Origin of the sequence: Streptomyces sp. NPDC058671, from assembly GCF_042716475.1 — a bacterium.
Lineage (GTDB): Bacteria > Actinomycetota > Actinomycetes > Streptomycetales > Streptomycetaceae > Streptomyces.
In genome coordinates this window covers 196,323-221,817 of sequence record NZ_JBHXSA010000009.1, presented here as the reverse complement: position 1 = coordinate 221,817, position 25,495 = coordinate 196,323, and the positions used below count along the sequence as shown (strand labels likewise).

General features: G+C 72.7%; 27 protein-coding genes. 11 read left to right on the top strand and 16 right to left on the bottom strand.

Features of this window, described 5'->3' with window-relative positions:
• Positions 1-153: 153 nt before the first annotated feature.
• A complete protein-coding gene (locus ACFWV2_RS14365) occupies positions 154-465 on the bottom strand; it encodes a thioredoxin family protein (RefSeq protein WP_360791149.1) in 312 nt (103 codons plus the stop codon).
• 224 nt (positions 466-689) lie between these two features.
• Here ACFWV2_RS14365 and ACFWV2_RS14360 point away from each other — a divergent pair, with 224 nt between their 5' ends.
• Entirely contained in the window at positions 690-1,412 is a 723-nt protein-coding gene (locus ACFWV2_RS14360; protein WP_384405280.1) for a lysophospholipid acyltransferase family protein, read from the top strand.
• 96 nt (positions 1,413-1,508) lie between these two features.
• On the opposite strand, the gene ACFWV2_RS14355 is transcribed toward ACFWV2_RS14360, so the two are convergent.
• The 6 genes from ACFWV2_RS14355 to ACFWV2_RS14330 all read right to left on the bottom strand — a co-directional run bounded on the left by ACFWV2_RS14355 (position 1,509) and on the right by ACFWV2_RS14330 (position 6,911).
• The gene (locus ACFWV2_RS14355) at positions 1,509-2,201 is read right to left on the bottom strand and encodes a B3/4 domain-containing protein (RefSeq protein ID WP_384405279.1); all 693 of its coding nucleotides are present in this window, start codon (positions 2,199-2,201) and stop codon (positions 1,509-1,511) included.
• Between the two features lie 27 nt (positions 2,202-2,228).
• Positions 2,229-2,828, bottom strand: a complete 600-nt coding sequence (locus tag ACFWV2_RS14350) for a transglutaminase family protein (RefSeq protein WP_384405278.1) — start codon at positions 2,826-2,828, stop codon at positions 2,229-2,231.
• A gap of 75 nt (positions 2,829-2,903) precedes the next feature.
• Positions 2,904-3,983, bottom strand: coding sequence for a threonine aldolase family protein (locus ACFWV2_RS14345; RefSeq protein WP_384405341.1), 1,080 nt, complete (start codon positions 3,981-3,983; stop codon positions 2,904-2,906).
• Positions 3,980-4,741, bottom strand: coding sequence for an SDR family oxidoreductase (locus tag ACFWV2_RS14340; RefSeq protein WP_360791161.1), 762 nt, complete (start codon positions 4,739-4,741; stop codon positions 3,980-3,982). Before ACFWV2_RS14340 ends, ACFWV2_RS14345 begins: the two co-directional genes overlap by 4 nt.
• A gap of 35 nt (positions 4,742-4,776) precedes the next feature.
• Entirely contained in the window at positions 4,777-6,183 is a 1,407-nt protein-coding gene (locus ACFWV2_RS14335; RefSeq protein ID WP_384405277.1) for a DUF6421 family protein, read from the bottom strand.
• 155 nt (positions 6,184-6,338) lie between these two features.
• On the bottom strand, positions 6,339-6,911 hold the full coding sequence (locus tag ACFWV2_RS14330; protein WP_384405276.1) for a GNAT family N-acetyltransferase: 573 nt from the start codon (positions 6,909-6,911) through the stop codon (positions 6,339-6,341).
• A gap of 173 nt (positions 6,912-7,084) precedes the next feature.
• Here ACFWV2_RS14330 and ACFWV2_RS14325 point away from each other — a divergent pair, with 173 nt between their 5' ends.
• The 4 genes from ACFWV2_RS14325 (at position 7,085) to ACFWV2_RS14310 (ending at position 10,235) form a co-directional block, all read left to right on the top strand.
• Complete coding sequence (locus tag ACFWV2_RS14325; RefSeq protein WP_384405275.1) at positions 7,085-7,648, top strand: DUF5134 domain-containing protein; 564 nt, start codon at positions 7,085-7,087, stop codon at positions 7,646-7,648.
• Positions 7,649-7,735: 87 nt separating this feature from the next.
• Positions 7,736-8,671 (top strand): M56 family metallopeptidase, encoded by a 936-nt coding sequence (locus ACFWV2_RS14320; RefSeq protein WP_384405274.1) that lies wholly within the window; start codon positions 7,736-7,738, stop codon positions 8,669-8,671.
• A gap of 79 nt (positions 8,672-8,750) precedes the next feature.
• Complete coding sequence (locus ACFWV2_RS14315; protein WP_384405273.1) at positions 8,751-9,434, top strand: phosphatase PAP2 family protein; 684 nt, start codon at positions 8,751-8,753, stop codon at positions 9,432-9,434.
• Between the two features lie 129 nt (positions 9,435-9,563).
• On the top strand, positions 9,564-10,235 hold the full coding sequence (locus ACFWV2_RS14310) for a TetR/AcrR family transcriptional regulator (protein ID WP_384405272.1): 672 nt from the start codon (positions 9,564-9,566) through the stop codon (positions 10,233-10,235).
• Here ACFWV2_RS14310 and ACFWV2_RS14305 read toward each other — a convergent pair.
• The gene (locus ACFWV2_RS14305; RefSeq protein ID WP_384405271.1) at positions 10,214-11,749 is read right to left on the bottom strand and encodes an LVIVD repeat-containing protein; all 1,536 of its coding nucleotides are present in this window, start codon (positions 11,747-11,749) and stop codon (positions 10,214-10,216) included. The two genes, ACFWV2_RS14310 and ACFWV2_RS14305, sit on opposite strands and share 22 nt — an antisense overlap.
• Before the next feature lie 176 nt (positions 11,750-11,925).
• Here ACFWV2_RS14305 and ACFWV2_RS14300 point away from each other — a divergent pair, with 176 nt between their 5' ends.
• On the top strand, positions 11,926-12,576 hold the full coding sequence (locus ACFWV2_RS14300) for a DUF305 domain-containing protein (protein WP_384405270.1): 651 nt from the start codon (positions 11,926-11,928) through the stop codon (positions 12,574-12,576).
• Positions 12,577-12,607: 31 nt separating this feature from the next.
• On the opposite strand, the gene ACFWV2_RS14295 is transcribed toward ACFWV2_RS14300, so the two are convergent.
• Positions 12,608-12,973 (bottom strand): ArsR/SmtB family transcription factor, encoded by a 366-nt coding sequence (locus ACFWV2_RS14295; protein WP_384405269.1) that lies wholly within the window; start codon positions 12,971-12,973, stop codon positions 12,608-12,610.
• 133 nt (positions 12,974-13,106) lie between these two features.
• Here ACFWV2_RS14295 and ACFWV2_RS14290 point away from each other — a divergent pair, with 133 nt between their 5' ends.
• Positions 13,107-14,192, top strand: coding sequence for an NADH:flavin oxidoreductase/NADH oxidase (locus tag ACFWV2_RS14290; RefSeq protein ID WP_384405268.1), 1,086 nt, complete (start codon positions 13,107-13,109; stop codon positions 14,190-14,192).
• A gap of 229 nt (positions 14,193-14,421) precedes the next feature.
• Positions 14,422-15,504, top strand: a complete 1,083-nt coding sequence (locus tag ACFWV2_RS14285; RefSeq protein WP_384405267.1) for a WD40/YVTN/BNR-like repeat-containing protein — start codon at positions 14,422-14,424, stop codon at positions 15,502-15,504.
• Positions 15,505-15,547: 43 nt separating this feature from the next.
• Here the strand turns inward: ACFWV2_RS14285 and ACFWV2_RS14280 are convergent, their stop codons facing one another.
• On the bottom strand, positions 15,548-16,225 hold the full coding sequence (locus tag ACFWV2_RS14280; RefSeq protein WP_384405266.1) for a uracil-DNA glycosylase: 678 nt from the start codon (positions 16,223-16,225) through the stop codon (positions 15,548-15,550).
• A gap of 117 nt (positions 16,226-16,342) precedes the next feature.
• On the opposite strand from ACFWV2_RS14280, the gene ACFWV2_RS14275 reads away from it, so the two are divergent.
• Positions 16,343-17,338, top strand: a complete 996-nt coding sequence (locus ACFWV2_RS14275) for an N-acetylglucosamine kinase (protein ID WP_384405265.1) — start codon at positions 16,343-16,345, stop codon at positions 17,336-17,338.
• 135 nt (positions 17,339-17,473) lie between these two features.
• Positions 17,474-18,394, top strand: a complete 921-nt coding sequence (locus tag ACFWV2_RS14270; protein ID WP_384405264.1) for a sirohydrochlorin chelatase — start codon at positions 17,474-17,476, stop codon at positions 18,392-18,394.
• A 102-nt stretch (positions 18,395-18,496) separates the two neighbouring features.
• Here ACFWV2_RS14270 and ACFWV2_RS14265 read toward each other — a convergent pair whose 3' ends face one another.
• From ACFWV2_RS14265 to ACFWV2_RS14255, 3 genes are all read right to left on the bottom strand, one after another.
• Complete coding sequence (locus tag ACFWV2_RS14265) at positions 18,497-19,552, bottom strand: lactonase family protein (protein WP_384405263.1); 1,056 nt, start codon at positions 19,550-19,552, stop codon at positions 18,497-18,499.
• Positions 19,553-19,651: 99 nt separating this feature from the next.
• A complete protein-coding gene (locus ACFWV2_RS14260; protein ID WP_384405340.1) occupies positions 19,652-21,148 on the bottom strand; it encodes an FUSC family protein in 1,497 nt (498 codons plus the stop codon).
• A 286-nt stretch (positions 21,149-21,434) separates the two neighbouring features.
• On the bottom strand, positions 21,435-22,265 hold the full coding sequence (locus tag ACFWV2_RS14255; RefSeq protein WP_384405262.1) for a DUF1206 domain-containing protein: 831 nt from the start codon (positions 22,263-22,265) through the stop codon (positions 21,435-21,437).
• A 190-nt stretch (positions 22,266-22,455) separates the two neighbouring features.
• On the opposite strand from ACFWV2_RS14255, the gene ACFWV2_RS14250 reads away from it, so the two are divergent.
• Complete coding sequence (locus ACFWV2_RS14250) at positions 22,456-22,725, top strand: WhiB family transcriptional regulator (RefSeq protein WP_384405261.1); 270 nt, start codon at positions 22,456-22,458, stop codon at positions 22,723-22,725.
• 69 nt (positions 22,726-22,794) lie between these two features.
• On the opposite strand, the gene ACFWV2_RS14245 is transcribed toward ACFWV2_RS14250, so the two are convergent.
• From ACFWV2_RS14245 to ACFWV2_RS14235, 3 genes are all read right to left on the bottom strand, one after another.
• Entirely contained in the window at positions 22,795-23,607 is an 813-nt protein-coding gene (locus ACFWV2_RS14245; RefSeq protein ID WP_384405339.1) for an RNA polymerase sigma factor SigF, read from the bottom strand.
• A gap of 165 nt (positions 23,608-23,772) precedes the next feature.
• Positions 23,773-24,222, bottom strand: a complete 450-nt coding sequence (locus ACFWV2_RS14240) for an ATP-binding protein (RefSeq protein WP_384405260.1) — start codon at positions 24,220-24,222, stop codon at positions 23,773-23,775.
• Entirely contained in the window at positions 24,222-25,472 is a 1,251-nt protein-coding gene (locus ACFWV2_RS14235) for a PP2C family protein-serine/threonine phosphatase (RefSeq protein WP_384405259.1), read from the bottom strand. The genes ACFWV2_RS14240 and ACFWV2_RS14235 overlap by 1 nt, the downstream gene beginning before the upstream one ends.
• Positions 25,473-25,495 lie beyond the last annotated feature (23 nt).

Below are 25,495 nucleotides of genomic sequence, written 5' to 3'. Positions count from 1 at the left end.
CGTCAGAGACCCGGACAGCGCGCGCTCGCGTCGCGGGCCAGGTCCACATGGGGCCGGCCGTGGAGAAGGAGTTCTGGGGGCACTCCGCCAGGGTGACGATCGTTGCCGCGTGCAGTCAAGTGGGTACCGGGATGTGGGAGAAGTGTCACCGCGTCAGACCGCGCGCCCCAGGGCGGCGATGACGTCCGCCTTGCGCGGCTGCCCCGCGGCCCGCCGGACGACGCGGCCCGCCCGGTCGAGGACGAGGACGGTGGGGGTCCGCGCGATGCCGAGTTCGCGTACCAGATCGAGCCGTTCCTCGGCGTCGATCTCCACGTGTCCCACGCCCGGCACCATCACGGCGACCTCGGCGAGGATGCGGCGGGTGGCCCGGCAGGGCTGGCAGAAGGCCGTGGAGAACTGGACGAGGGTGGCCCGCTCCCCCAGCTCGGCGCCGAGCGCCTCGGGTCCGAGCACCTCGGTCATCCCTGTTCCCCTTCCTGTGGACACGTCGTCCGGTGCAGCGTCGCACGGGCGCGTTCGATTCCCGCCACGGCCACCGCGAGTGACGGAAATCTCCCCGTACGAGGCCACATGGACTGGTCACGGCGCCCCGCATGGGGCACGATCTGCCCGAAGCCGAAAACCTACGGCCGCGTAACTTCGCGGGGAGACCCTCCCCTGGCACACGAAGAAGAGGTTCCTCTCCGATGGCAGAACTCGTCTATCGACCGGTCGTCGGTGCCGCGCTCACCCTGTTCAAGGCACTCGACCTGAAGATCGACACCCAGGGTTCCGAGCACATCCCGCGGACGGGAGGGGCGGTGCTCGTGAGCAACCACATCAGCTACCTCGACTTCATCTTCACCGGTCTCGCGACCCTGCCGCAGAAGCGCCTGGTGCGCTTCATGGCGAAGGAGTCGGTCTTCCGGCACAAGATCGGGGGCCCGCTCATGCGCGGCATGAAGCACATCCCCGTGGACCGCGCGCAGGGCGAGCACGCCTACCAGCACGCGCTGGAGTCGCTGCGGGCCGGCGAGATCATCGGAGTCTTCCCCGAGGCGACCATCTCCCAGTCGTTCACGCTCAAGGGCTTCAAGACGGGTGCGGCGCGCCTGGCGCAGGAGGCGGGCGTCCCGCTGATCCCGATGGCGCTCTGGGGCACCCAGCGGCTGTGGACGAAGGGCCGTCCGCGGAACTTCAGGCGGAGCCACATCCCGGTGACGATCCGCGTCGGCGAGCCCGTCGAAGCTCCCGCCGACCAGTACGCGGGTGCCATCACCCGGCGGCTGCGGGAGCACGTCCAGGAGCTGCTCGAGGCCGCGCAGCGCGCCTACCCGGTGCGCCCCAAGGACGCGAGTGACACCTGGTGGGTGCCCGCGCACCTCGGGGGCACGGCGCCGACGGCGGCCCAGGTCAAGGACGCGGGCTGACGGTCGTACGGGAGCGGGGCCGGGCTCCGGGGCGGGCACGGGGCCGCCCCGCCGTACCGGTCCACCCCGGTGCCGTGAGGTTCCGGCGAGGAACCGTCACTCCGGGTCCCTGACGGTGATACGGGCTCCGGGGCTGAGCTTCTCCAGCGACTCCGCGAGCTCGGCGCCCGCCGCGAGGAGCTCGTCCCGGGTCATGGGGGCGAGGGATTCGAGCAGGAAGACCGCGTCGACCGTGTCGTCGTCGATCCGGGTGCGGGGGCCCTGCCGCCAGTTCCAGCGCCGGCAGGTGACCCCCGCCTCGTCGCACCAGACGATCTCCCCGGGTTCGGGGTGCTCCACCGTCTCCGTACCGCCCGCCACGGTGACGAAGGGCTCGTCGCCGGTGGCCCGGACCAGGCGCATGGCGCCCTGGATCCTGCCCAGGTCCTCGCCGCCGACCGGGATGAGGTGGGCGACGCTGATCGCGTTGTAGGCGTCGACGAGCCGGTTGATCCGGGGCAGCCCGCCGTCCGCGAGGGCCCTGCGGGCCAGCGCCTCGGCCGAGTTGCGGGTACGGGAGGGCTTGGCGCCGAACGCGGTGTACGCGGCGCGCCAGGCGGCGATGTGCGGGTCCTGGTCCGGGGACCGGCCGTCGAGGCGTTCGGCGAGCCGGCGGGCGGCCTCGTCGAGGAGGGCCGCGCTGGTCTCGTCGCTGGGCCCGTTGACCAGACCGTGGGCCTCGATCACGAGCGCGGTGAAACCGGGGACGAGGGTGCGCACCTCGTCGGAGACGGTGAGCGTGAGGGTCATGGTCCGCCGTTCGCTGGTGTACGGGGGTCAGAGCTCCGTGGGGAGCGTCCGCCAGAGGGCCGGCCGGTCGGGGGCGGCGCGCAGCGCGCCCAGGACGGCCGGATGGGGTTCAGTGTAGAGCACTGGATAATCCACTTCATTGAACTCCGGGCGTACGGTCCAGGCCAGCCGCTCCTCCCCCAGGGAGAACCGGGCGCACACGCCGGGCTTGTTGCCCCGCACGTCCTGCCGGGCCCAGTCCCGCTCGCCGGGCAGCAGGACCGCGACGAGACCGTGGATCACGGGGTTCGCGCCGCCGTCGTCGGTCAGCCGCTGATAGCAGAGGGCCGCCGGAATGCCCCGGGCGCGCAGCAGCGCGGCGTACGCGATGGACTTGGCATAGCAGATGCCGGTCCGCTGCTCCAGGACGTCGGATGCGCGCCAGGTGACGCGGAGGTCGCCCGCGTCCATGGAGTGCGGGACCGTGTCGCGTACGTGGGTGTAGGTCGCTGCCGCGTATGCGTATGCGTCGGGATGCCGGTCGGAGAGATCACCCGCCACGGCGCGGACCACCGGGTGCTCGTGGTCGACGGCCTCGCTCGCAACCAGATAGGCGGAGACGTCGGGGTTCTGCTGAACGAGTTCCATGCGGGGCGAGCGTAGGGAAACGGCCGGACGGAAGTCAATGACTTTCCGTCCGGCCGTATATTCATGCAGCCCCGGTCAGCGGGCGAGTTCTTCCTTCAGGGCCTGGAGGAAGGCGTCCACGTCGTCCTCCGTGGTGTCGAAGGCGCACATCCAGCGCACGTCCCCGGCGGTCTCGTCCCAGAAGTAGAAGCGGAAGCGCTCCTGGAGCCGCCTGCTCACCTCGTGCGGCAGACGCGCGAAGACCGCGTTGGCCTGGACCGGGTAGAGGATCTCGACGCCGTCCACCTCGCGCACTCCTGCCGCGAGGCGCTGCGCCATCGCGTTGGCGTGCCGGGCGTTGCGCAGCCACAGGTCCTTCGCGAGGAGGGCCTCCAGCTGCACCGACACGAAGCGCATCTTCGACGCGAGCTGCATGGACAGCTTGCGCAGGTGCTTCATGTGGCTGACCGCGTCCGGGTTGAGGACGACCACGGCCTCGCCGAAGAGCATGCCGTTCTTCGTGCCCCCGTACGAGAGGACGTCGACGCCCACCGCGTTGGTGAACGCACGCATCGGCACGTCGAGCGAGGCGGCGGCGTTGGCTATCCGGGCCCCGTCGAGGTGGACCTTCATGCCCTTGGCGTGGGCGTGCTCGACGATCGCGCGGATCTCGTCGACGGTGTAGACGGTGCCCAGCTCGGTGTTCTGGGTGATCGAGACGACCTGGGGCATCGCCCGGTGCTCGTCCTCCCAGCCCCAGGCCTGCCGGTCGATCAGCTCGGGGGTGAGCTTGCCGTCCGGGGTCGGCACGGTGAGCAGCTTGAGGCCGCCCATCCGCTCCGGCGCCCCGCCCTCGTCGACGTTGATGTGCGCGGACTCGGCGCAGATGACGGCGCCCCAGCGGTCCGTGAGCGCCTGGAGCGCGGTCACGTTCGCCCCGGTCCCGTTGAAGACCGGGAAGGCCTCGGCTCGGGGGCCGAAGTGGCTGTGCATGACGCGCTGGAGGTGCTCGGTGTACTGGTCCTCCCCGTAGGCGACCTGGTGGCCGCCGTTGGCGAGGGCGAGGGCCGCGAGCACCTCGGGGTGGGCGCCGGCGTAGTTGTCGCTGGCGAAGCCCCGGACCGACGGGTCGTGATGCCGACGCGCGTCGGTCCGGGGGCCGAGGGCCGCGGTCACGGCTTGGGGGTCAGCCACAGACGCTGTCCATTCACTTCCTGGGCGGGCCTGTCCCACAGACCGGCGATCTCGTCGGCGAGATCGCCGACGTCGGTGAAGCCCGCGAACTTCGCGTTGGGGCGTTCGGCGCGCATGGCGTCGTGCACCAATGCCTTGATCACCAGGATCGCAGCCGCCGCCTGCGGGCCGTCGTCGCCCCCCAGCTTGCGGAACGAGTCCGCCATGGCGAGGGTCCAGGCCTCCGCGGCGGCCTTGCCGGCGTTGTAGGCGGCGTTGTTGGCCAGCGGCTTGTGCGCGCCGACCTGGCTGATCAGGGCGTACCGGCCGCGTCCGCCGGCGCGCAGCAGTCCGTCGTGGAAGGCGAGCGAGGTGTGCTGGACCGTACGGATCAGGAGCTTCTCCAGGAAGTCCCAGTCCTTGAGGTCGGTGTCCGTGAAGGAACCGCTGCCGCGCCAGCCGCCGACGAGGTGGACCAGGCCGTCGATCCGGCCGAACTCCTTCTCGGTCTTCGCGGCCCAGTCGCGCGTGGCGTCAAGGTCGAGCAGGTCGACCGTGTCGCCGATGACGGTGGCCCCGCCGTGTGCGTAGCGGGCGGCGTCGACGGCCTCCGCGAGCCGGGTCGGGTCCGCGTCGGAGCCTACGACGGTCGCGCCGGCCTCGGCGAGCCGCAGCAGGGCGGCCCGGCCCGCGGGGCCCGCCGCGCCCGCGACAGCGATGACGGCGCCTTCGAGCGACCCGCCGTTTCCGTTGGCGTTCATGGGCGACGCCTCCTCCGTGTCCTCGGTACGAGCGCTCACGCCGCGGCCCGCTCGGTCCGCGGGACGTCGGCGGCGGTGATGCCCTTGGTGTCGGCGATCACGCCCTTCAGCTTCTTGGCGAGGGCCTCGAAGAACATGCTGAGCGGAAACTCGTCCGGAAGCACGTCGTCGACGAGCTTGCGCGGCGGCAGCGACAGGTCGAGGGCGTCGGGACCCTTGGCCCACTTCGATCCCGGGTGGGGGGCGAGGTAGGTGGAGACGAGCTCGTACGCCTTGAACCAGTGGACGAGCTTGGGGCGGTCGATGCCGTCGCGGTAGAGGGTCTCGATCTCGGCGCAGAGCTGGTTGGTGACCTCGGGGGCCCGCTGCCAGTCGATCTTCAGGGTGTTGTCCGTCCAGCGCACCACGTCGTGCTTGTGCAGGTACGCGAAGAGGAGCTGGCCGCCGAGACCGTCGTAGTTGCGGTTGCGGTCGCCGGAGAGCGGGAAGCGGAACATCCGGTCGAAGAGGACCGCGTACTGCACGTCCCGGCCGTGCGCGTTGCCCTCGGCCTCCAGCTTCACGGCCTCCTTGAAGGCGGTGAGGTCGCAGCGGAGCTCCTCCAGGCCGTACATCCAGAAGGGCTGGCGCTGCTTGATCATGAAGGGGTCGAAGGGCAGGTCGCCGTGGCTGTGGGTGCGGTCGTGGACCATGTCCCAGAGCACGAAGGCCTTCTCGCAGCGCTCCTGGTCGTCGATCATCGCGGCGATGTCGGCGGGCAGCCGGAGGCCCAGCGTGTCGACGGCGGCCTCGGTGACCTTGCGGAAGCGCGCGGCCTCGCGGTCGCAGAAGATGCCGCCCCAGGTGAAGCGCTCGGGGGCCTCACGGACGGCGATGGTCTCCGGGAACAGGACGGCCGAGTGGGTGTCGTACCCGGCGGTGAAGTCCTCGAAGGTGATGCCGCAGAAGAGCGGGTTGTCGTAGCGGGTCGCTTCCAGCTCGGCGAGCCACTCCGGCCACACCATGCGGAGCACGACGGCTTCGAGGTTGCGGTGCGGGTTGCCGTTCTGCGTGTACATCGGGAAGAGCACGAGGTGCTGGAGCCCGTCGACGCGGTCGGCGGCCGGCTGGAAGGCGAGCAGCGAGTCCAGGAAGTCCGGGACGGCGAAGCCGCTCTCGGACCACTTGCGCAGGTCGGCGACGAGGGCGCGGTGGTAGGCGCCGTCGTGCGGGACGAGCGGGGAGAGCTGCTCGACCGCCGCGGTGACGCGGTCGAGCGTCAGCTCGACGAGGGAGCGGGCGGGTGCGCCCTCGGCCTCGAAGTCGATGGAGCCGTCCGTGCTCTGCCAGGCGCGGATCTCCTCCACGGCATCCTTGAGTTCGGGCCAGGCGGGGTGGTCGATCACCCGGGCGTCGAGGGATATCCCCTCGCTGGTCACGTCCTGCACAAGAATTTCCGTCATTCCTCTTCCTCCACAGGAGAACCTGGCGTCAAGACACCGTAACCATCGACGGATCTCCACCACAAGGGGAGCAAGAGAAATTATCCTGTGCGACCCCCCTGTCGACGGAAGTTTTTCCTGTCCGACCGGGCCGAGGCCACCCTTCCGCCGCACGGTCAGGTCAACGGCTTCACCAGCAGCTCGAACTCCAGATCGTCGCGCCGGGGCACACCGAAGCGCTCGTCGCCGTACGGAAAGGGCGACATCCGGCCGGTACGCCGGTAGCCGCGACGCTCGTACCAGGCGATGAGCTCCTCCCGTATGGAGATCACCGTCATGTGCATCTCACGCGCGTCCCAGAGCTCACGCACCCGGCGCTCGGCCTCCGCGATGATCTGCCTGCCCAGGCCCGCGCCCTGCAGCTCGGGGCGGACCGCGAACATCCCGAAGTAGGACGCCTCTCCCCGGTGCTCCAGCTGGCAGCAGGCGACTATCTCGCCCTCGCGCTCGACGACCATCAGCCGGCTGTCCGGGGCGGTGATCACGGCCGCCACGCCGTCGGGGTCGGTGCGCTGGCCCTGGAGGATGTCCGCCTCGGTGGTCCAGCCGCCCCGGCCGGCGTCACCGCGGTAGGCCGACTCGACGAGCGGGACGAGGGCCGGGACGTCGTCCAGGACCGCATCGCGGTAGCTGATCCCGCCGTTCCCGTGCGGCGTGGCGGTGTCCGGGCGGGACGTGGCGGTGTCCATGTGAACGGGGCTCCCCTCGGGCGCTGACGATCGCCGTACGCGATCGGCCCGAGCCTAACGCGCGCGCCGTTCGCTCCCCTGCGTACGCCTGTGCGCGTCCGTGCGCCCGCGTGGGTCCGGGTGGCGGCGGGAAAGGCTCCGGAGAAGGGACGGCGTCGAGGGGGAGGTGTGCCGTGCACGGACCGGCCCTGTCCGGGTGGCTGATGGTCGCGCTGTGCGCCGCGACAGGCGTGTACTGCCTGGTGCGGATGCGCGTCTGCGCCGGGGAGGAGCGGCGGGCGGCGGGCGGCGAGGCGCTGATGGGGTTCGGGATGGCGTCCATGGCGATGCCCGCGGCGGCGCTCACACCGCCGGGATGGAGCTGGGCGGTGTACGCGGCGGTGTTCGGCGGCGTGACCCTGCACGGCCTGCCCGCGCTCCGGCGCGGCGGTCACCATCTGCACCATCTGGTCGGCTCGCTCGCCATGGTCTACATGGCGGTCGCGATGGCGGCGCCCGCCACGGGGGCGCACACGGGGCACACGGTCGGCGCCGCGGGCGGCATACCCGTCCTCACGGGCGGACTGCTCCTCTACTACATGGCGTACGTGCTGCACGCGGGCGCGGGACTGGTGCCGGTGACAGCGGGCGCCGTCACGGGCGGCCCCGGGCAGGCCTGGACGACCCGGCCGGAGCTGGCCCTCGTCTGCCGACTCGCGATGGCGCTCGCCATGCTGGCCATGCTCGTGACCCTGTGAGGCGGCCGGTCAACCACACCGTGGCGTACGTCACTTGCCGTCCCGGGCCATACCCCCGACCCGTACCGCACTCATAGGCTGACGCCCATGTGGGTCTCCCTCGCGCTGCTCCTGCTCGGCGTCCTGACCGCGCTCGCGGCCCCCCGACTGCTGGCGCGGGCGGACTGGGTGGAGCGCGAGCCCGTGGTGGCCCTCTGGGTGTGGCAGTGCGCGGTCGCCGCCGTGCTGCTGAGCTTCGCGCTGTCCATGACGTTCAGCGCCTCGACCGCCTGGCAGGCCGTACGGGGGCACCTCTTCGCGCCCGCACCGCGCGCGGTGGTCGACGCGTACGAGCTCGGGACGACCGGGCCCTGGTCCGCGGTCCTCGCGGTGGTCCTCGCGGCCGGCGGGGTCTGGTCCGGGGCGATGCTGGGCCGGGAGATCGGCCAGGCACGCGCCCGGCGCCGCCGGCGCCGCCGCGAGCTGCTCGTCCGCGCCCCCCTGCTGCCGGGGGAACCGCCCGGCACCGAGCGTCTCGTGGTCCTGGAGGGCGAGCGGGCGCACGCATCGTGGCTCGCGGGGACCACGCCCCAGCTGGTCATCACCACGGCGGCGCTGCGCCGCCTGAAGGGCCGTCAGCTGGACGCGGTCCTGGCACACGAGCAGGGCCACGCGCGCGCCCGGCACGACTGGCTGCTGCACTGCTCGGCGGCGCTGGCCGCCGGGTTCCCGGGGATCCCGGTCTTCGCGGGCTTCCGCGCGGAGATGCACCGGCTCGTGGAGCTGGCCGCCGACGACGTCGCCTCGCGCCGGTTCGGACGCCTGACGATCGCCCTCGCGCTGGTCGAACTGAACGAGGACCGGGGCGTCTTCGGCCCCGGCTCCGCCCCGTACGCGGACCTTCCCCGGCGGGTGAACCGCCTGCTCGCCGCCGCGCCCCGGCTCACGGCGGGGCGCCGCCTCCGGCTCACCGCCGCCGCGGCCCTGGCGCCGGTGGTCCCCGTACTCGTCGCCCTCGTCCCGGCCCTCAGCGCGCTGGAGTAGGAGCCCTTGCCGAGCGCGCCGGCAGGACGCGTGGCGCGGGGAGGATCATGCGAAGCCGTTCGTCGGGCAGGATCGGGATATGCGCTCCTCCGCCATGATCTCCGGTGTCCTGGCCCTCCTGCTGCTCGTCCTGGTCGCGGTGGGGTGGACGCCACTGCTCTCCTTCGACCGGTCCGTCGCCGAGTCGCTCCACCGCGAAGCCCTCGCCCATCCCGGACTCACCAGAGTCCACCGCGTCCTCAGCGACTGGGTCTGGGACCCGGTGACGATGCGCGCCCTCGCCGCGGCGACCGTCGTCATGCTGTGGTGGTGGGGCGAGCGGCGCACGGCCCTGTGGGTGGCGGCGACCAGCCTGCTGGCCCTGGCGCTCCAGCAGGGACTGAAGGCGCTGGTGGGCCGGGAGCGGCCGCAGTGGGTGGATCCGGTGGACTCGGCGCGGTTCGCCGCCTTCCCGTCCGGGCACGCGATGGCGGCCACGGTCACCTGCGGGCTGCTGCTCTGGGTGCTCGCGCTGCGCTGGAGGCCCGAATGGCGCGGCTGGGGCGTCCTCGCGGGCGTCGCGCTCGGGTCGGTGCTCGGCGTGGGCTGGACGCGGGTCTACCTGGGCGTGCACTGGTTCTCGGACGTTCTCGCCGGCTGGCTCCTCGGCTGGTGCTGTGTGGCCGTCGCGGTCCTGACGTACCGCCGGAGCGAGCGGCGCGGGGCCGCCGCGGACCCCTGTCCCGGGGAGAACGGCGGGAGCAGAATGGGAGACACACGATGAAGCCGCCTGTTCTGGACGATCCCCCGTGTCGCCCAGAACAGACGGCATCCCCGGCGGTATGCCACACGGGCATGCCGACGGGATGCGCCGAGTATATTGGCCGACAGCCAGTCAACGCAGGAGTCCAGCATGTCCCCGCGTAGCCCATCGGTCAATGAAGAGCTTCGACGCAGATCGCGCGAGCGCATTCTGCGGGCCACGGTGGAGCTGGTCGACACACGCGGCTACGAGGCGACCACGCTCGGCGACATCGCGGAGCGGGCGGGTACGGCGCGGGGGCTGATCTCGTACTACTTCCCGGGCAAGCGGCAGCTCCTGCAGGCGGCGGTGCACCGTCTGATGCACCTCACCCTGGCGGAGGCACTGGAGCGCGAGCCGCGCACGGAGGACGGCCGCGAGCGGCTGGCCCGCGCGATCGACGCGGTCCTGGGGCTCGCGGCGGAGCGGCCCACCCTGATGCGGACCCATATGGCGGGCATCCTGCAGGCCGAGGGGTTCGTGCAGTGCGAGGAGCAGCAGCGGCTGGCGTTCCTGCTGCGGGACACGGTCACCCGGTACGGCTCCGACGACGTGGACACGGATTATCCGCTGCTGCGCGCCCTGCTGATGGGTGCGGTGGTGGCGGTGCTGCTGCCGGGCGCCAGGATGCCGCTGGCGCGGCTGCGGTCGGAGCTGTTCCACCGGTACGGCCTCGACTGGGAGGCGGGCGTGCCGCCGGACGGGGGTCCGCCCGACGGCACGCCGGCGTTCAGGCCGTCAGCCGGCCCTCAGGGCGCCGATCAGTCGTCGAAGTCGAAGTAGTCCGGCTGGGTCTGGACGTTGAGCTCGTCCATCCGGATGCGCTTCGCGGGGTCGGTGCGACGGTCGGAGAGCTTCAGGACGTCGAAGCCCTTGGCGATGTCGTTCGAGTAGATGTAGCCGTTGTAGTAGTACGCGGACCAGGAGCCACCGGTGGAGATGGTGGTGGCGGACACGGGGCCGCGCTCGAAGTAGGCGATCTCCTTGGGCTTGGCCGAGTCGGTGAAGTCCCAGACGGAGACGCCGCCCTGGTACCAGGCCTGGACCATGAGGTCCTTGCCCTTGACCGGGATCAGCGAGCCGTTGTGGGCGACACAGTTCTCGGTGTCGGCCTGGTGGCGCGGGATCTTGAAGTAGCTGCGGAAGACGAGTTCGCGGTGCTTGCCCTTGCCGACGATGTCGTAGATGCCGTTGGCACCCCGGTTCGGGCCGACCGCCGCGTTGCAGGTGGCCGCGCCGCCGCCGCCGAGCTCGTCGGTGAAGACGACCTTGTTCGTCTTCTGGTTGAAGGTCGCGGAGTGCCAGAACGCGAAGTTGACGTTGTCCTGGACCTGGTCGATCACCCGGGGGTGCTCGGGGTCCTTGATGTCGAAGAGGATGCCGTCACCCATGCAGGCGCCGGCCGCGAGGTCCTTCTCGGGCAGCACGGTGATGTCGTGGCAGCCGGTGGTCTTGGAGACGCCCGGGTTGGTGGGGCCGCCGGGGTTGCCGCCGCCGTCCGGGCCCTCGCCCGGGAAGAGGACGGGGAAACTGACGATCGCGGCCTTCTCGGGCGCCTTGCGGGGCACCTTGATGACCGAGATGCCGTCGTGCGGGGGCTGGCAGTCCGGGAACGCGGCGTTGGGCGAGTACGAGGAGACGTAGACGTAGACGTCCTTGCGCTCCGGCACCAGCGTGTGGGTGTGCGAGCCGCAGGCGGTCTCGACGGAGGCGACGTACTTCGGGTCGGCGACGTCGCTGATGTCGAAGATCTTCATGCCCTCCCAGGATTCCTTGACCGTGGCGGGCTGCGAGGTGCTGGCGCAGCTGTCGTCGCTCCGGGAGGAGTCCGTCGAGAGGAACAGCAGGTCCCCGGAGACGGAGATGTCGTTCTGGGAGCCGGGGCAGAGGACCTGGGCGACGGTCTTGGGGGCCTTCGGGTCGCTGATGTCGAAGATCCGGAAGCCGTCGTAGTTGCCGGCGAAGGCGTACCGGCCCTGGAAGGCCAGGTCCGAGTTGGTGCCCTTGAGGGCGTCCTTGGGGATGTTCGCGAGGTGCTCGATGTTCGAGCTGTGGACGATCTCGTCCACGCCGGGTATCTCGCCGCTCTGGATGGCGGAGCGCGCGTCCGCCGCCTGCTCCGCGGAGACCTTGCCCTGTACGGGGGCGTCTCCGGGGTCGGGGGTGGCGGCCGCGGGGCCGGTCGCGAGCAGTGTGGCGAGCAGTCCGGCCGCGGCGGATGCCACGCCCAGGCGTCTGAGCCGTGCACGCGGGTCGCGCGTGATGGACGTGGTACGCGGGGTACGCAACGAAGTCACTCCGTCCTCCCTGGTATCCGTTCGGCGTTGAACGGGTGTTGGACCCCGGCAGTATCTTCCTTGCCGTGCACATCTCAACAGATGGCAACACAGATGTAATCAAGGTTTTTGTTCGAAGGCCCCGCGAAAAGTGCTAGGAACGGTCACTGTCCCCGCAAGAACATCTGGAGGTCGCGTTGTTGATCCGCCGTCAGCGTGCCGTCGTCGCCGTGACCCTGTCCGCCGTCGCCGTACTCGCCCTGGCCGCCTGCGGGCCGGGGTCGGACAAGGGCGCGCCGGAGGCCGGGGCCCCGGCCGGGAACTCGGTGGTGGCTCCGGGGAAGCCCGGTGAGCCGGCCCGGCGGATATCCCCCGAGGAGGCCGCCCGGCTCCTCCCGGACGAGAGCCCGAACAGCGCGGACTTCCGCTACGCGCAGATGATGATCGTGCACCACAGGCAGGCCCTGACCATGACGGCGCTGGCCCCCCAGCGGGCGGGATCGACGCAGGTGAGGAAGGTGGCCGAGCGGATCGCGGCGGCGCAGCAGCCGGAGATCGGCGCGATGGAGGGCTGGCTGAAGAACAACGGCGGACCGCGTGAGCAGCCCGGTCACGACCATCACTCGATGCCGGGCATGGCGACCGCGGAGCAGCTGGAGGAGCTGGGGAAGGCCAGGGGCGAGGCCTTCGACGCGCTGTTCCTGAAGCTGATGATCACGCACCACGAGGGGGCGGTGACGATGGCCGCCGAGGTGCTGAGCGAGGGCAACAACGTCCTCGTGGAGGAGATGGCGAACGACGTGATCGCCCAGCAGACCTCGGAGATCAACAGGATGCGGTCGCTGTAGGTCCCCGAGGGCCGCGTGCCGCAAGCGCCCCTCAGGCGTCCACGGGCAGCGTCCCGCCCACGCGGGCGGCCTGGGCGGCGGCGGCCGAGAGGACGGTGTCGAGGAGGCCGGGGAAGAGGGCGTCGAGGTCGTCCCCGCGCAGGGCGTTGAGCTTCGCCGTGCCGCGGTACACCTGCTGGATGACGCCGCTCTCGCGCAGCACCCGGAAGTGGTGCGTCGTCGTGGACTTGGTCACCGGGAGGTCGAAGTACGAGCAGCTCAGCTCGGCGCCCTCGCGCGCCATGTCCCGCACGATGCGCAGCCGCACCGGGTCCGAGAGCGCGTGCAGCACCGCCTCCAGACGGATCTGGTCGCGCGCGGGGTGGTCGAGGGCGCGAGGGCTGGGGGCGGTCGTCATGACGGCGGCTCCACTTCATCCGGGGTACGGCCCAGTGTACGAGTAGTACGAGGATCCTCGTAGTTTGACAGACGCCGTACTACGAGGGTTATCGTACTAGCGTCCTTCGAGGCACCCCGAAACGGAGTCCGTCATGAGCGTCGCCCTGTTCGAGCCCTACACCCTGCGGTCCGTCACCGTTCCCAACCGGGTCTGGATGGCGCCCATGTGCCAGTACTCGGCCGAGATGACCGGACCGAACGCGGGTGTCGCCAACGACTGGCACTTCGCCCACTACGCATCCCGGGCCACCGGCGGCACCGGACTCATCCTCGTCGAGGCGACCGCCGTCGCCCCCGAGGGCCGGATCAGCCCGGCGGACCTCGGCCTCTGGAACGACACCCAGACCGAGAGCCTGCGCCGCATCGCCGCCTTCCTCACGGAGCACGGAACGGTGCCCGGCATCCAGATCGGGCACGCCGGCCGGAAGGCCTCGACCCAGCCGCCGTGGGAGGGCCGCGGCCCCGTCCCCGAGGGCGGCCCCGGCTGGCAGCCCGTCGCGCCCAGCCCCGTCGAGTTCGCCGAGGGCTACCCGGTGCCGACCGAGCTGACCGTCGAGCGGATCCAGGAGATCACCGGCCAGTTCGCCGCCTCGGCCCGCCGCGCGCTCGACGCCGGCTTCCAGGTCGTCGAGATCCACGGCGCCCACGGCTACCTCATCGGCGAGTTCCTCTCCCCGCACAGCAACCACCGCACGGACGCGTACGGCGGCTCCTTCGAGAACCGGACCCGCCTCGCCCTGGAGGTCGTCGACGCCGTGCGGTCCGTGTGGCCCGAGGAACTCCCCGTCTTCTTCCGCGTCTCGGCCACCGACTGGCTGGAGGAGCAGGGCTGGACGGTCGACGAGACCGTACGGTTCGCCGCACTCCTCCGCGAGCACGGTGTCGACCTCCTCGACGTCTCCAGCGGCGGTAACGGCGGGCCCGCCCGGATCCCGGTGGGTCCCGGCTACCAGGTGCCCTTCGCGGCCCGTGTCAAGGCGGAGACCGGACTGCCGGTGGCGGCCGTCGGTCTGATCACCGAGAGCGGACAGGCCGAGAAGATCGTCGCCAACGGCGAGGCCGACGCGGTCCTCCTCGGCCGCGAGCTGCTGCGCGACGCCTCCTGGGCCCGCCGCGCCGCCCGCGACCTCGGCGCCTCGAAGCCCGAGGCCCCGGCCCCGTACGCCTGGGCGATCTGACGCCCGCGCTCGGGACGCCGTGCTCCGGTTGCCGGGGTGCGGCACCGGACGCCGGAACGCGGCCCCGGCTCGCCGCGCTCCGGATGCCGGGCCGTCGCGCTCCGGACGCCAGGCGTCATCCCGGCCGGCCGCGCTCCGGGCGCCGGTGCGGGAGTGTCCGGGGGCCGTTGTCAGTGGGCGGGTGCAGACTGGCCCGTATCCGCGACAACGGCGTCCTGAGGTGGCATCCATGCCCGACGTACTCCTCACCGTAGGCACCCGCAAGGGACTCTTCATCGGCCGCAGGCACGACGGCCGCTGGGAGTTCGACGATCCGGCCTTCCCCGCGCAGGCCGTCTACTCGGTGGCCATCGACAAGCGGGGAGCGAGCCCACGGCTGCTCGTGGGCGGCGACAGCGCCCACTGGGGGCCGTCGGTCTTCCACTCCGACGACCTCGGCAGGACCTGGACCGAGCCCGCGCGGCCCGCCGTGAAGTTCCCCGAGGACACCGGGGCCTCCCTGGAGCGCGTCTGGCAGCTGCACCCGGCGCCGGAGCACTCCCCCGGCGTCGTGTACGCCGGGACGGAGCCGGCGGCGCTCTTCAGATCGGCGGACGGCGGGGAGTCCTTCGAGCTCGTCCGTCCCCTGTGGGAGCACCCGACCCGCTCCCAGTGGGTGCCGGGCGGGGGCGGCGAGGCCGTGCACACCGTGGTGACCGACCGGCGCGACCCGGAGGCCCTGACGGTCGCGGTGTCCACCGCCGGGGTGTTCCGCTCGCGGGACGGCGGGGCCGCCTGGGAGCCCTCCAACCACGGGGTGTCGGCGGTGTTCCTGCCGGACCCCGACCCCGAGTTCGGGCAGTGCGTCCACAAGATCGCCCAGGACGCGGGCAACCTGGACCGGCTCTACCTCCAGAACCACTGGGGCGTGTTCCGCAGCGACGACGCGGGCGCCAGCTGGTCCGACATCGGCACCGGACTGCCCTCGGACTTCGGCTTCGCGGTCGCCGCACACCCCCACCGGCCGGACACCGCCTACGTCTTCCCCATCACCGCGGACTCCGACCGGGTCCCGGCCGGCCGCCGGTGCCGGGTCTACCGCACGAGCGACGCCGGAGCCACCTGGGAGCCGCTGACGAAGGGGCTGCCCGGGAGCGACCACTACGGCACGGTGCTCCGGGACGCGCTGTGCACGGACGACGCGGACCCGGCGGGCGTGTACTTCGGCAACCGCAACGGCGAGGTGTACGCGAGCGCGGACGACGGGGACAGCTGGCAGCTCCTCGCGGGGCACCTGCCGGACGTGCTGTGCGTCCGGGCGGCGGTGATCTGACGACGGCGCGGGTGCCCGGACGCTCGGCGCCTGTCCCCCGCCCTCAGGGCAGGCGCCAGTCCACCGGCTGGGCGCCCTGCTCCAGGAGCAGTTCGTTGGCGCGGCTGAAGGGGCGGGAGCCGAAGAAGCCGCGGTCGGCCGACATCGGGGAGGGGTGCGCGGACTCGATCGCCGGCAGGTCGCCGAGAAGCGGGCGGGCGTTGCGGGCGTCGCGGCCCCAGAGGATCGACACCAGCGGCTTGCCCCGGGCGGCCAGGGCGCGGATGGCCTGCTCGGTCACCTCTTCCCAGCCCTTGCCGCGGTGGGCGGCGGGCTTGCGCGGGGCCGTGGTCAGCGCCCTGTTGAGCAGCAGGACGCCCTGCTGGCTCCACGGGGTCAGGTCGCCGTTGGAGGGCCTCGGCATCCCGAGATCGGTGTGCAGCTCCCGGAAGATGTTCTCCAGACTCCCCGGCAGCGAGCGGACCTCCGGCGCCACCGCGAAGCTCAGCCCGATCGCCATCCCCGGCGTGGGGTACGGGTCCTGACCCACGATCAGGACCCGCACCTCGTCGAACGGTTGCTGGAAGACCCGCAGCACGTGCTGCCCGGCCGGCAGGTACGTCCTGCCCGCGGCGATCTCCGCACGCAGGAAGTCGCCCATCTCGGCCACCCGCCCGGCGACGGGGCCCAGGGCCTCCGCCCAGCCGGGCTCCACCAGTTCCTTCAACGGTCGCGCTGTCACGGTCCGTCACTCTACCGGCCTACAGTGACACCCCGACCCGACCGGCTCCCCGGCCGACCTCCTAGACTCCGCCCACTCCCCCGCCCCACCCAGCGAGGACGGTGCACCGTGGTTTCCGTGAACGAGTCCCCCGGCTCCCGCGACGGCCTGGTCGTCGGTGTCGACTCCGGAGGATCGGGGCTCAGGGTGCATCTGGCCGAGGCGGCGAGCGGTCTCGTCCTCGGCCGTCATGTCTCCGACGAGCCGGTGCCGACCGGTCCCGGCGGGATCTCCGCCCGGCATCTCCTCACCCAGGTCCTGCCCGCCGTCCGGGCCCTGACGGCGCCCCACGGTGGACGGCCGGTCGTCGCCGCGGCCGTCGGGGCGGCGGGGATGGCGACGCTCGGGAACGAGCTGCGGGCCGAGCTGCCGGGCGCCTTCGCCGAGGCGTGGGGTGCGAGGCGGCTCGCGCTCGCGGCCGACGCCGTCACCGCGTACGCCGGGGCGCTCGGACAGCGGCCGGGCGTGGTCGTCGCGGGCGGGACGGGCATGATCGCCCTCGGCACGGACCTCACGTCCTGGCGGCGGGCCGACGGCTGGGGGCATCTCCTCGGCGACTGCGGCAGCGGCGCGTGGATCGGCCGGGCGGGCCTGGAAGCGGCGATGCGCGCGTACGACGGGCGGCGTGGCGGCTCCGCGGCGCTCCTGGCCCGCGCCGAGGAGATGTTCGGGCCGGCGCCCGGGCTGCCGGGCGCGCTCTACCCGCGTACGGACCGGCCCGCGGTGCTCGCCTCGTTCGCCCCCGAGGTGGGGCGGTGCGCCCCGGCGGACCCGGTGGCGGCGGACATCCTGGCGCGTGCGGCAGGCCACATCGCCGACGCCGCCGAGGCGGCCTGCCCCACCGGCCCCGGGGCCCTCGTGGCCCTGACCGGAGGCCTGTTCAGGATGGGCGACGGGCTGCTCGTACCGCTGCGCGCCGGGCTCGCCGAGCGGATCCCGTGTGCCCGGACCGTGGACCCGGCGGGGGATCCGGCGGCCGGAGCGGTCGCGCTCGCCGCGGCACTCGCCACCGGCACGCTGCGGCTGCCGGAGGATCCTTCGCTGCTGCGGCTGTTCGGAGCCTCGGCGTCATAGGCACGCAGGCATCCGCGCAGGTGGGAGGCGGTGGCGGGGGCCGGACCTCGACCAAGGCGGACATACGGGGGCACAAGGCGCATGATCGCACCTCAACCGACGGCGGTCCGGGCGAAACCAGTAGCATGCGGCGCCATGAGCTCCCCCACTGGGCCTGCTTCCGGCCTGCCTGTACGAATGCCTCGACCCCGTCAGTCCGGGCGGCACCGTCGCCCCGAACCCGCGGCGGCGCCCGAGGGCGCTCCCGCACTGGTTCTCGCTGTGCCCGGCGTGCCGTCCGCCGCCATACGATCGCTGGCCGAAGAGGTCGTGAGCATCGCCCGCTCCGAGCTGCCCGGCCTGGAGGCCCTGATCGGCTTCCTGGACGGTGACGACACCGAGTACCCCTCGCTGGCGACGATGCTCACGGCCGCCGACTCGCTGCGCACCCAGCGGTACGAGCTGGCCGTGGCCGCCGGCCGCGAGGTCAGCGCCCCGACGGGCCCCGCCGCGGTCGTCGTGCCGCTGCTCGCGGGCCCCGACAGCGCCCAGACGCGCCAGGTGCGCCAGGCCGTGATGGACGCGGGCAACACCGCCGAGCTGACCGATGTCCTCGGCCCGCACCCGCTGCTCGCCGAGGCCCTGCACGTGCGTCTCTCGGAGGCGGGCCTGGCCCGTGCCGACCGCGCCCGGCTCTTCACGGTCGCCACGGCCGCCGACGGCATCATCCTGGCCACGGTCGGCGGCGAGGAGGCCGTGCAGGCCGCGGGGATCACCGGCATGCTGCTCGCCGCGCGCCTCGCCGTCCCGGTCATGGCCGCCGCGCTCGACCAGGAGGGTTCGATCGCCTCGATCGCCCGGCAGCTGCGCGCCGCCGGCTCGGAGCAGCTGGCCCTCGCCCCGTACCTGATCGGCCCGGAACTGGCCGACGGTCTGCTCGACGAGGCCTCGAAGGAGGCCGGATGCGCCGCGGCCGAGCCCCTGGGGGCCTACCCGGCGATCGGCAAGCTGGTGCTCTCGCAGTACACGGCCGCTCTGGGCATCCCGCAGCAGCCGCAGGGCGCGCCCTCGTTCTGAGGCCTTCGCGGCCGCGCCACCCCGCCCGTACGCCGAAGGGCCCGCACCGGACGTCCGGTGCGGGCCCTTCGGCGTATCCCAGGGGCTCCGGGAGCCGGTGCCTCAGCCGAAGACCACGCAGGAGGCGGCCGGGGCCTCGATCGCGCCCGCGCGCGCGGGGATCCCGGTCTCCGGGTCGACGACGAACCACGTGACGTCGCCGGAGCGCTCGTTGGCCGCGTACAGGTACCGGCCGGTGGGGCCGAGGGTCAGGTCGCGCGGCCAGGTGCCGCCGCAGGGCACGGTGGCGACGAGGGCCGCCTCGGCGCCGTCGGGGTCGAGAGCGAGCACGGCGAGGGTGTCGTCGCCCCGGACCGCGGCCCAGAGGAAGCGGCCGTCGGGGGCGACGACGATCTCGGAGGGGTAGCGGGGGCCGGGGGTGCCCTCGGGGACGACAGGGGTCTCGCCGAGCGGTTCGAGGACGCCCGCGACCGCGTCCCAGCGGCAGACGGTGAGGGTGGGCTCCAGTTCGTTCAGGACGTACGCGTGGGTGCCGGCCGGGTGGAAGGCGAGGTGGCGCGGGCCGGTGCCGGGGCGTAGCGCCGTCTCGCCGTGGAGGGTGAGCGTCCCGGTCCCGGGGTCGAGGGCGCAGATCCGTACGGAGTCGGTGCCGAGGTCCACACTGACGATCCACCGGCCGCTGGGGTCGGGGAGCACCTGGTGGGCGTGCGGGCCGGCCTGGCGCGCGGCGACGGGTCCGCTGCCGTCGTGGCGCAGGACGGACGCGGCGGGGCGCGGGGTGCCGTCCTCGGCGAGCGGCAGGACGGTGACGCTGCCGGAGGTGTAGTTGGCGGTGAGGAGGTGCCCGGCGGCGAGAGCGAGGTGGGTGGGGGCCTCGCCGTCGACGGGGGTGGGCGTCCCGAGCGGCCGCGGCGCGGGTCCGGTGACGTCGAAGGCGGCCACGGCGCCCGCCCCGGTCTCGGACACGGCGTGGAGCACGGGGCCCGCGAGGGCGAGGAAGGAGGGGTCGGCGACGGCGTCGCTGCCCCCGGTGACGGTCAGAGCGCCGGTCTCCTCGTCCACGTCGGCGGCCAGGACCCCCCGCCCGCCGGCCGACGTGAACGACCCGATGTACGCCCGTACCGCGTTCCGTCCTCGAACCGTCCCTGTGCCGCTCACGGCGCCTCCCCTGTACCGGGCCGGTCGCGGTCGACCGGCCTGCGTCCGGCCGACGGTAGCAGGCGGTCTAGACCAGGTCGGCGGGACGGCCGCGGTGGGTCAGGCGGCCGGGACCAGCGGGGCCCGGACCGAGGTCCGGAGCGGTGCCGCGAGGCCGACGAGGGCCTGTTCCAGACCGTGCAGATGACCGAGTGCCGCCTCCGCGCCGGGGTGGTGGTGCGGTACGCCCGCCGCGTCGGACGGCGACGCCGGGACGGGCTGCGCCGGGGGTACGAGGGCGTGGACCGCTGCCTCGACCCGCCAGGCGGCGGCCACGAGCCGGGCGTCGTGCGAGGCGTCCGGGTCGGCCGCGACGGCGGCGAGGCCCCGGATCTCACGGGCGCAGTCGTCCAGGAGCGCGAGCACCCGGCGCGCCCGCGCCTTGCGGGCCCGCAGCGGGCTCAGCGGGTGCACCAGGGGCGCGACGGAGAGCCGGACCCGGCCGAGCAGGACCTCCAGTTCGGCGGCGTGCGGGGCCGGGTCCACGCCCGGGTCGCCGGCGAGGCGCCGGGCGGCGGCGGTGGTGCACGTGTGCACACAGGTCACGGCCCGCTCGATCCAGGCGTTGGTGGCGGCGTGCGTGGTCACCGGGAGCAGGGCCACCCCGATCACCGCTCCGATGGCGCCGACCGCGGTCTCCTGGAAGCGGAGGAGCAGAAGGCCGGGGTGCAGGACGCCGAGGAGGCCGTAGAGCAGTCCCGCCATGACGGTGACGAAGAACATCATCCAGCTGTACGAGAGCGGGGCGGTGTAGAAGATCCCGAGGACGCAGACGCCGACGAGCAGGGCGGTGGGGGCGGTCGCGCCGCCGAGCGGGACGGCGATGAGGAGGCCGGCCGCGATGCCGGCGACGGTGCCGAGGACCCGGCGGAACCCCCGCACGAGCGTCTCGCCGCGCGAGGCGGTGTTGACGAAGATCCACCAGGCGGTGCCGACGGCCCAGTACCAGCGCTCGTGCGAGATCAGCTGACCGGCGGCGAGGGCGACGGCGCAGGCCGCCGTGGCCTGGAAGGCCTGGCGGGTCGTGGGGCGGGCGAGGCCGGTGCCGGGCAGCGGGGCGGGTGCGGCGGGAGGCGGGACGCGCCGCTCGACGCACCAGGCTCCGAAGCGGACCGCGCCGACGGCGAGCAGCGCCAGGGCGACGGCCGCGTACAGCTCGGGGAGCTGTGCCGGGAGCGCGTGCAGGAACTGCGTCACGAAGAACTGCATGAAGGCGAAGATCCCGAGCGCGTGCCCGCGCGGCCCCCAGCGGCGGGCGTACACGCCGGCGAAGACCACGAGCAGCCAGGCCGTGTCCCGCAGCGCGGGCGCGCCGTGCAGAAGGGTCGCGAGCGCGAGGACGGGGAAGCCGACGGCGGGCAGCAGGGCGGTGGTGACGGCCTGGCGGCGGACGGTGGGGTCGGCGACGGTGAAGAGGGCGAGGAGGGCCGCGAGACCGGCGGTGATGGAGGCGGTCAGCGAGAGGCCGAGGAGCTCGGCCAGGGCGACGGCCAGCGCGATGCCGAGGACGGCCCGCAGCGAGACCCGGAGCCGGACGCGTCCCGGGTCCGGAGCCATGAAGTACTTCCGCACGGCGGCCACTCCCGCCCCCCTGTTCTGTCTCCTCGCCGGGCGCGAGGCTCCCCGGGGGTGGTGGGGGCTCGGGCACGACGAAGGCACCGCGGGCCGGTCCGGCGTCGTCGCCGGCCGGCGCTGCGCGGCGCCGAAGGTGTGTGATGGCCCCAAGGATAGCCCGAAGGGGGGCGGAGGGCTCAACCGAGCGTTATCGGGATGGGCCGTCGGCCCGTCCCCGATGTACCGGATCCCGGTCGGCCGTCGCCGGCGGGCCGGACCGGTGGGCGGTTCAGACGTCGCGCCACTTCGCCTGGCCGAAGGAGAAGACGCCGAAGAGCACGAGTCCGACGGCCACGGCTATCAGCAGCCACGGTCCCACCGGGGTCTGGGCGAACGAGCGGATCGCGTCGTCCATGCCCTTGGCCTGGCCCGCGTCGAACGTGACCGCCGCCTTCAGGCCCGAGAAGCCGAGGGCGGCGAAGACGAGCCCGCGGCTGACCCCGCCCGCCACACCGGTGACGTCCATCAGGCGGCGCTGATGCTTCGGCATCCGTCCCCACATCAGGCGCTTGCGGTACTTCCGCGCCACGGCCCGGCCCGCGATCCACAGCCCGGCGCCCAGGAATCCGGCCGCGACGGCGCCGACCCACCACTGTCCGCCCGGCAGGCCGAGCAGGCGTCCCGTGATGTCCTGGCTCTGACGGTCGGTCGCACCGGCGCCGCTGCCCCGGTCCCCCGCCGCGAAGGACAGGACGAGGAAGGAGGTGACGCCGTAGAAGACGAAGCGGCAGCCGGACAGCGCGCGCTTGCGGGCCCGGTCGCCCTTCGGTCCCGCGAGACCGAAGAGGGCCTCCGAAAGACGCCACAACGCCATCCCGGCGAGACCGATGCCGAGGGCCCAGAGGAGTACGGACCCGAAGGACGTCGAGGCGACGTCCGTGAGCGCTCCGCCGCGATCGGCCTGTTCGTCCGAACCCGTCGCACCGATCCGCACGGCCAGTGCCCCGATGAGCAGGTACAGCACACCGCGCGCCACGAAGCCCGCCCGGGCCGCAGCTCGAACGACGTCCCCGCGGGCCGCTCTTCTCGCCACCGACGTCGACGATCCCACTGTGGTCATATCCGTTCCTCCCCTGAGTCAGAACCTTCGCGTGCCCCCACTTTCCCCGCCGAATCCGCCGGATCCGCCGGATCAGCGGGACGTGGCGAATCTGCCGAATCCGGCGAATCCGCCGCGATCGGTGTTTCAAGAGCCGATGACCGGTCAGCCGAGTAGCAACGACTTGTCCGCTCTCACGTCAGGAGGACCGATGGACAGCTGGCGCGCGGCCGCGGCCTGCCAGAACGTCGACCCCGATCTCTTCTTCCCGGTGGGTACCGGTTCCCCCGCCCTGGTCCAGGCCGAGGAGGCCAAGGACGTCTGCCGGCACTGCCCGGTGCGGGAGGAGTGCCTCGCCTGGGCCCTGGACGACTCCCGCCAGGTGACGGGGGTCTGGGGCGGCCTGGACGACGACGAACGCCGTTCCCTGAAGCGGCGGTTGCGCCGTGCGGCGCACGCAGGGGAACGGCCTCACCGGTAGGGGGGAAGCCGGTGAGGCCGTTCGGTCCGGTGGAGGGTTCGTGGCCCGGGGGGGTCACACCCCCGGGGTTCACGCCTCCATGGGGGCGAGCATCCCCTTGCGGAGGCGGGCGATGTTGCGCGTGAGGAGGCGCGACACCTGCATCTGGGAGACGCCGAGCCTCTGACCGATCTCCGACTGCGTCAGCTCCTCGACGAAGCGCAGGTGGAGCAGCAGACGGTCCCGCTCGCCGAGTTCGGCGATCAGCGGCGCGAGGGCGTGGAAGTCCTCGAAGAGCGCGAGCGCCGGGTCCTCCTCGCCCATGAGGTCGGAGAGCATGGCGCCGTCCTCGTCGTCACCGCCGATGGCCGCGTCCAGCGAGGTGGAGCGGTAGGCGTTGGAGGCGATCCGGGCCTCGATGACCTCGTCCTCGGAGAGGTTCATCAGGGTCGACAGCTCCGACACGGTCGGGGCCCGTCCGAGGCGGGAGCTCAGCTCCTCCGTCGCCTTCGCCAGCTCGACGCGGGCTTCCTGGAGCCGGCGCGGTACGTGGACGGCCCAGGAGGTGTCACGGAAGAAGCGCTTGATCTCGCCGACGATGCACGGGACGGCGAAGGTGGTGAACTCCACCTCACGGGAGATGTCGAACCGGTCGATGGCCTTGATCAGTCCGATGATGCCGACCTGGACGATGTCCTCCATCTCGTCGCCACGGGCCCGGAAGCGGCCGGCCGCGTAGCGCACGAGCGACATGTTCATCTCTATCAGCGTGTTGCGCGCGTACTGGTACTCGGGGGTTCCCTCCTCCAGTACGGCCATCCTGCCGAAGAACACCTTCGACAGTTCACGCGCGTCCCTGGGTGCGATCGTGCGGGGAGCCTCTACGACCGGCAGGCCCCCCACAGTCGCTTCGGTACGGTCCTTCGTCTCCGTCTGCACTGCAGTCGACACTCCGCTGACCCCTTCATTCGTCGCAAGCCGATTCTCCCCCGGACGGCTCGCCTACCCCGGCTCTCACGGATCATGCACGGGATTTTCGAATCCCGTGTTCCGTCCCGTCGGCCCGGGTCAGGAGGCGACGAGCGAGAGCCGTGCCCTCACCCGCTTTCCCCCCGGATGCGGCTCCACCGTCACGCTCTCGCAGATGGCGACGACGATCTCGACGCCGTGCTGGCCGACACGGCCGGGGTCGTGGCCCCGCGGGACGGGTGAGGTCTCCACCCGGTCGAACACGGAGATCTCGACGACCTCGTCGAACAGTTCGAGCAGCAGTCGGCAGGGGCCGGGCGCGTGCCGTATCGCGTTGGTCACCAGCTCGCTGACCACCAGACGGGCCAGGTCGATCCGCTCACGGGGCACCGGCCGGCGGCCCACGGCCGGTGAGGCGGTGAGGAAGTCCGCCGTGAAGGCGCGAGCGGACGCGATCATGCCGTCGTCGGCGTCCCCGACGTCGTAGTCGACGCTCGCGGACAGCACGGGCTCTCGGGTCACACGCTCGGTGGCGATCGCGTCCGTCATCAGCATCCCCCTTCCTCACACGGCTTCGTGCCGTGCTTCGCACACACCTCGTACTCCGCCCTTCCCCCCTTTACGCTTTCCATGCCCTCCGCACCGCGGATTACGGACCCGCGCCAGTCCAGACAGAGGACGAGAACGTCCTCCGGCAGCCCCCCGGGAGCCTCCCGCAGCGCCTGGACGACCGCCTGGGGGGTGTCCGCCCCGCTCAGGTGCCGGGTCCCGTCGATCGCCCGGCCGACCGAGCGGTCCAGGGCCGTGCCCGTGGCGCCGGGCGAGGGTTCCTCGCGGTCGCAGGCGACGAAGACGAGCCGGTCGCCGGGGCGGACACGGAGGCGCTGGGTGGCGTAGACGGTGTCCTCGAACATCCCGAGGGGCAGCTGCCGCTCCAGGTCGATCCGCTCGGTCACCGCCCCCCGCCGCCGCCAGACCGTCGGCGACCCGGCGTCGACCACCCTCACCTCACCGCTGGCGAGGGCGAAGCTCAGCAGCAGGGCGGAGAGGGACCTGTCGCCCCGGTGCTGCCCGTAGAGCGCCTGGTCGGTGAGGCTGGCCTGACCGACCAGGTCGAGTCCGGCGCGCCGGGCGTTGCGGATCGCGTTCAGGGCGAGGGTGCTCACCAGGGCCGACCGGGTGCCGGGGCCGGCGCCGTTGGCCACGACGAGCTGGAGCTCCTCCTCGGTCACGGACCAGTCCAGGACGTGGCCGCCCGAGCCGTAGGACGGCTCCCAGTAGGCGTGGAGGTCGAACTCCGGGCCCGCGCAGGCCCGGCCGGGGAGCACGCCCCACTGCATCTCCGCGGGGACGCTGAGGGGCTGCGCCCTGCGGGTCCGGCGGTACAGATCGGTGTGGCGGTCGGCGACACGCAGGGCGTGTCCCAGCACCTCCGCGACGTGGACGAGGTCCTCGGTCGTCTCCGGTGTGACCCGGCCGGAGGGGAGGACGACCACAAGAACCCCGTAACGCTCGCCACGAACCGTCACAGGAAGGTACGCGGTCGCCGTGGGCCCGTCACCACCGAAAAGATATGGTTGCTGTGAGGTGAAGGCGCGGCCCTCGGGCCCCGGCCCCGCGGCCCCGTGCTGCGCCCCTGTCCGAGCCTGTGCGGGCTCGACGGGGCGGAGCCACGTGAGCCCGTGGTCGACGAGCAGGAGGTCGACGGAGAGCGCGTCGAGTTGCTGTGCCAGATCGACACGGAGGGAGTCCAGAAGGCGGTGTGGCGGCGCCCCGCGCAGCGCGCGTTCCACTGTCACGCGTCGATCCACCGAATGCGTAC

Excerpts from the sequence above, each read along its gene's own strand:
- ACFWV2_RS14365 (WP_360791149.1), bottom strand. The coding sequence starts at position 465 with ATGACCGAGGTGCTCGGACCCGAGGCGCTCGGCGCCGAGCTGGGGGAG.
- ACFWV2_RS14360 (WP_384405280.1), top strand. The coding sequence starts at position 690 with ATGGCAGAACTCGTCTATCGACCGGTCGTCGGTGCCGCGCTCACCCTG.
- ACFWV2_RS14355 (WP_384405279.1), bottom strand. The coding sequence starts at position 2,201 with ATGACCCTCACGCTCACCGTCTCCGACGAGGTGCGCACCCTCGTCCCC.
- ACFWV2_RS14350 (WP_384405278.1), bottom strand. The coding sequence starts at position 2,828 with ATGGAACTCGTTCAGCAGAACCCCGACGTCTCCGCCTATCTGGTTGCG.
- ACFWV2_RS14340 (WP_360791161.1), bottom strand. The coding sequence starts at position 4,741 with ATGAACGCCAACGGAAACGGCGGGTCGCTCGAAGGCGCCGTCATCGCT.
- ACFWV2_RS14335 (WP_384405277.1), bottom strand. The coding sequence starts at position 6,183 with ATGACGGAAATTCTTGTGCAGGACGTGACCAGCGAGGGGATATCCCTC.
- ACFWV2_RS14330 (WP_384405276.1), bottom strand. The coding sequence starts at position 6,911 with ATGGACACCGCCACGTCCCGCCCGGACACCGCCACGCCGCACGGGAAC.
- ACFWV2_RS14320 (WP_384405274.1), top strand. The coding sequence starts at position 7,736 with ATGTGGGTCTCCCTCGCGCTGCTCCTGCTCGGCGTCCTGACCGCGCTC.
- ACFWV2_RS14315 (WP_384405273.1), top strand. The coding sequence starts at position 8,751 with ATGCGCTCCTCCGCCATGATCTCCGGTGTCCTGGCCCTCCTGCTGCTC.
- ACFWV2_RS14310 (WP_384405272.1), top strand. The coding sequence starts at position 9,564 with ATGTCCCCGCGTAGCCCATCGGTCAATGAAGAGCTTCGACGCAGATCG.
- ACFWV2_RS14295 (WP_384405269.1), bottom strand. The coding sequence starts at position 12,973 with ATGACGACCGCCCCCAGCCCTCGCGCCCTCGACCACCCCGCGCGCGAC.
- ACFWV2_RS14290 (WP_384405268.1), top strand. The coding sequence starts at position 13,107 with ATGAGCGTCGCCCTGTTCGAGCCCTACACCCTGCGGTCCGTCACCGTT.
- ACFWV2_RS14285 (WP_384405267.1), top strand. The coding sequence starts at position 14,422 with ATGCCCGACGTACTCCTCACCGTAGGCACCCGCAAGGGACTCTTCATC.
- ACFWV2_RS14270 (WP_384405264.1), top strand. The coding sequence starts at position 17,474 with ATGAGCTCCCCCACTGGGCCTGCTTCCGGCCTGCCTGTACGAATGCCT.
- ACFWV2_RS14260 (WP_384405340.1), bottom strand. The coding sequence starts at position 21,148 with ATGGCTCCGGACCCGGGACGCGTCCGGCTCCGGGTCTCGCTGCGGGCC.
- ACFWV2_RS14255 (WP_384405262.1), bottom strand. The coding sequence starts at position 22,265 with ATGACCACAGTGGGATCGTCGACGTCGGTGGCGAGAAGAGCGGCCCGC.
- ACFWV2_RS14250 (WP_384405261.1), top strand. The coding sequence starts at position 22,456 with ATGGACAGCTGGCGCGCGGCCGCGGCCTGCCAGAACGTCGACCCCGAT.
- ACFWV2_RS14240 (WP_384405260.1), bottom strand. The coding sequence starts at position 24,222 with ATGACGGACGCGATCGCCACCGAGCGTGTGACCCGAGAGCCCGTGCTG.